Origin of the sequence: Aeromicrobium sp. (assembly GCF_032084975.1) — a bacterium.
GTDB lineage: Bacteria > Actinomycetota > Actinomycetes > Propionibacteriales > Nocardioidaceae > Aeromicrobium.
Window position 1 is genome coordinate 1 of sequence record NZ_DAMDLR010000135.1, and the last position, 3,971, is coordinate 3,971.

Below are 3,971 nucleotides of genomic sequence, written 5' to 3' on the forward strand. Positions count from 1 at the left end.
CGCGATCGCGCCACGGGTCCGGACCGCTCTGGGTCGGTACCGCTACGGGCCCGCCGCCTTCAAGATCGACCTGGCGCTGGACGGACCGGTCCCGTGGACCAATCCCGACGTCCGCCGTGCCGGCACCGTCCACGTGGGCGGCACCGCCGCCGAGATCGCCCACGCCGAGGCGCTCACGTCACGGGGTGTGATGCCCGCGCGGCCGTTCGTCCTGGTGGCACAGCAGCACGTCGCCGACCCGACCCGCTCGCAGGACGGCCACGTGCCCGTGTGGGCCTACGCGCACGTGCCGCACGCGTGGCCCGGCGACGCGACCGACGCGATCCTCGACCAGATCCAGCGCTTCGCGCCCGGTGTCCGTGACCGGGTCGTCGCGGTCGCCGCTCGCGGAACGCAGGCGCTCGAGGCGTACAACCCGAACTACGTCGGCGGCGACATCGGCACCGGCGCGAACGGCCTGCCGCAGCTGCTGCTGCGGCCACGTCCGGCGATCGACCCGTACCGGTTGGGGGAGCGGCTCTACCTGTGCTCGGCGGCCACCCCACCCGGGGCCGGCGTCCACGGCATGTGCGGCTTCCACGCCGCGGAGTCCGCCCTGCGAAGCCTCAGCCCTCGCCCGGCAGGACCACGCCCAGCTGGCCCCTGATCCGGTCCATCAGCTCCATGACCCGCAGGGTCTCGGCCCAGGGCAGCGACGGCGACTCGCGCCGGCCGTCGGCGACGAGCCGGGCCACCTCGACGGCCTCGTACCGCAGGCCCAGCCGCGCCTCGTCCTCGAGCGGCTGCCACGACTCGAGCAGTCGGCCTGCCGGGTCGAGCAGGCGGATCTCGGACGGGCGGTAGAAGTGCCCGGAGAGCTCGAGGCGGGCTTCGGTGCCGGCGATGCTCGCGATCGTGGGCGTGCTGGCCGACATGCACGCGGTGAGTGCTGCGACGGTGCCGGACTCGTCGCGCAACGAGATGGACTCCTGCTCGTCGACGCCCAGCGGCGTGAGCGTTCCGACCGCGCTGACGTGCTCGATCCGCGGCATCAGCATCGCGGCCAGGTGGATCGGGTACACGCCGAGGTCCAGCAGCGCACCGCCGGCCAGCTCGGGTCGTGCGAGCCGGGCCGGTCCGTCGGGGTAGAGCCGCTGGCCATGATCGGCCTCGATCAGGCGGAGCTCGCCGAGCAGGCCCTCCTCGACGCTGCGCCGGACGACGTCGTAGCTGGGCAGGAAGCGCGACCACATCGCCTCGACGCACGTGACACGCGCGGCATCGGCGGCCGCCAGCACCTCGCGCGCCTCCGCGGCGTTGCGGGTGAACGCCTTCTCCACCAGGACGTGCTTGCCGGCCGCGATGACGAGCAGCGCGTTCGCGTGATGCTCGGAGTGCGGCGTGGCGACGTACACGGCGTCGACCTCCGGGTCCGCGACCAGGTCCTCGTACGACCCGTGGGCGCGGGCGATCCCGAACCGGTCGGCGAAGCCCTTGGCCCGCTCGAGGTCACGGGACCCGACGGCGACGACCTGCTGGGAGGTGCCGTCCAGCAGGGCCGTGACCATGGTCGCGGCGATGCCGCCGGCGCCGAGGATCCCCCAGCGCAGAACGGGGGCATCGCGGGGGTCGAGGGTGCGGTGTGTGGGGAGGGTCACGTTCGCATCGTAGGGCGGTGGCAGGATCGGGGCATGGACCTGACGCTGAATGAGGATCAACGTGGCTTCCGAGCGCTGGCGCGCGAGTTCCTGGACAAGGAGGTCGTGCCGTTCCGTGCCGAGTGGGACCGCGTCGAGTCGGTCGACACGGCGATCATCCCCAAGCTCGGCCAGATCGGGTTCCTGGGGCTCACGATCCCGGAGGAGTACGGCGGCATCGGCGGCGACTACGTCACGTACGTCCTGGCCATGGAGGAGCTCGGCCGCGCCGACTCGGCGATCCGCGGCATCGTCTCGGTCTCGACCGGCCTGTTCGGCAAGTCGGTCCTGCAGTTCGGCACGCAGGAGCAGAAGCAGCGCTGGCTGCCCGGCATCGCGTCGGGCGAGATGCTCGGGTGCTTCGGCCTGACCGAGCCGGACAACGGCTCGGACGCCGGCAACCTCACGTCGCGCGCCGTCCGCGAAGGTGACGAGTGGGTCATCAACGGCTCGAAGATCTTCATCACCAATGGCACCTGGGCCGACGTCGCCCTCGTGTTCGCCCGCACCGGCGGCCCCGGCGCGAAGGGCGTCTCGGCCTTCCTCGTCCCCACGGACACTCCCGGCTTCGAGGCCACCGAGGTCAAGGGCAAGCTCGGCCTGCGGGGCCAGGCGACCGCGGCGCTGTCGTTCAGTGACATGCGCGTCCCCGCCGACGCGCTGCTGGGCGAGGAGGGCCAGGGGTTCCGCATTGCGATGACCGCACTCGACAAGGGCCGGGTGGGCATCGCCGCGAGTTGCGTCGGGATCGTCCAGGGCTGCCTCGAGGCGACCGTCGAGTACAGCACGGCCCGCGAGCAGTTCGGCAAGCCGATCGCCTCGTACCAGCTGGTGCAGGACATGATCGCCGAGATGTCGGTCGACGCGGACGCCGCGCGGCTGCTGACGTGGCGCGCGGCCGACCTGATCGAGAAGGGCGAGCGCTTCAGCGTCGAGGCCTCGAAGGCCAAGCTGTTCGCGTCCGAGGCGGCCGTCAAGGCGGCCAACCTGGCCATCCAGGCGTTCGGTGGGTACGGCTACGTCGACGAGTACCCGGTGCAGAAGTACATGCGCGACGCCCGCGTCATGACGCTCTACGAGGGCACGAGCCAGATCCAGAAGCTGATCATCGGCCGCGCCGAGACGGGGATCAGCGCGTTCTGATGGACGGCATCGTCCTCGACCTGCTGGTCGCCGTCGCGATCCTGTTCGGGCTGGCCGGCGCGATCGTGCAGGTCGTCCCCGGCGGGCTGGTCGTCGCGGGCGCGGTCGTGCTGTGGGGAGTCGTCGTCGGCGGCACCACCGGATGGACAGTCGTCGCGATCGCCGTCGTGCTGGCGCTCGTGGCTCTCGTGCTGAAGTACCTGCTCGCGGGCCGGTACCTCAAGAGCAAGGGGGTGCCGAACCGCAGCCTCGCGATCGGCGCGCTCCTGGGTATCGTCGGCTTCTTCGTGATCCCGGTCGTCGGCCTGTTCGTGGGTTTCATCGGCGGCACGTACCTGTCCGAGCTGCAGCGCCTGCGCGATGAGCCCGCCGCCCGCCGCGCGACCGGGCACGCCATGCGTGCCGCGGGCGTCTCGATCATGGTGGAGCTGACGGCCGCGCTCACGACAGCCGTGGTGTGGTTCGTCGCGGCGTTGGTGGTCAGGATCTGACGGGGCTCGGTCAGGCGAGGACGAGTTCTCGTTGGCGGGGTCGGTAGCGGTGGTTGTGTTGCCAGGTGCCGCGGATCTGGAACTCCGGATGGCGGTCGACGAAGCGGATCGGGATGTCGGTCTGGTGGACGTGTCGGTGGTGGTGTCCGCAGAGCAGGACGCCGTTGTCGATGGTGGTGTGTCCGCCGTCGGTCCATCGGGTGGCGTGGTGGCTCTCGCACCAGCCGGGTGGTCGGTCGCAGCCGGGGTAGGCGCAGCCCTGGTCTCGTTGGGCCAGGGCGATGCGTTGTTTCTGGGTGTGGAACCGTTTGGTCCGTCCGACGTCGAGTGGGACTGAGTTTCCGTCGAGCACGGTGGGCAGGATGCCTGCGCCGCAGGCGATCATGCGGAGTTCGCCGGCGCTGATGCTGGTGCCGAACTCGGTGACCCCGGCCCGGTCGGTCTGGCCGCGCAGTGACTGTTCGTCGATCGTGACGACGAGTGCGGCGTTGACGCCGCCGTGGTTGCCGAAGGACTCGGTGGGTAGGTGGCGGATGATCTCGGCGAAGGCCTCGCCCGCCTTCTCGGCGTGGGTCATGTCGCGGCGATCCTCCACGGGAGACAGCTCGACTCCGGTCTTCTCCGCCTCGGCGAGTGCGCGTTTGCGGGGGCTGGTCTTGGA

At 71.1% G+C, this 3,971-nt stretch carries 5 protein-coding genes; 3 read left to right on the forward strand and 2 right to left on the reverse strand.

From position 1 onward, the window contains the following. Nucleotides 1-646: phytoene desaturase family protein (locus tag RT323_RS16255; protein ID WP_396172513.1), on the forward strand; the 646-nt coding region annotated here is incomplete at its 5' end. On the opposite strand, the gene RT323_RS16260 is transcribed toward RT323_RS16255, so the two are convergent. Continuing rightward, nucleotides 606-1,637: a Gfo/Idh/MocA family oxidoreductase gene (locus tag RT323_RS16260; RefSeq protein WP_313410294.1), complete on the reverse strand. Its 1,032-nt coding sequence runs from the start codon at nt 1,635-1,637 to the stop codon at nt 606-608. The genes RT323_RS16255 and RT323_RS16260 overlap by 41 nt on opposite strands. Nucleotides 1,638-1,670: 33 nt before the next feature. On the opposite strand from RT323_RS16260, the gene RT323_RS16265 reads away from it, so the two are divergent. Then, complete coding sequence (locus RT323_RS16265) at nt 1,671-2,819, forward strand: acyl-CoA dehydrogenase family protein (protein WP_313410296.1); 1,149 nt, start codon at nt 1,671-1,673, stop codon at nt 2,817-2,819. Beyond that, on the forward strand, nt 2,819-3,310 hold the full coding sequence (locus tag RT323_RS16270) for a DUF456 domain-containing protein (protein WP_313410298.1): 492 nt from the start codon (nt 2,819-2,821) through the stop codon (nt 3,308-3,310). The genes RT323_RS16265 and RT323_RS16270 overlap by 1 nt, the downstream gene beginning before the upstream one ends. 10 nt (nt 3,311-3,320) lie before the next feature. Here RT323_RS16270 and RT323_RS16275 read toward each other — a convergent pair. Next, nucleotides 3,321-3,971 (reverse strand): DUF222 domain-containing protein (locus RT323_RS16275; RefSeq protein ID WP_313410300.1); only part of this gene is annotated, 651 nt, incomplete at its 5' end.

What these genes read in the sequence shown, in the direction of transcription:
- RT323_RS16265 (WP_313410296.1), top strand. Translation starts at nt 1,671, where the DNA reads ATGGACCTGACGCTGAATGAGGATCAACGTGGCTTCCGAGCGCTGGCG.
- RT323_RS16270 (WP_313410298.1), top strand. Translation starts at nt 2,819, where the DNA reads ATGGACGGCATCGTCCTCGACCTGCTGGTCGCCGTCGCGATCCTGTTC.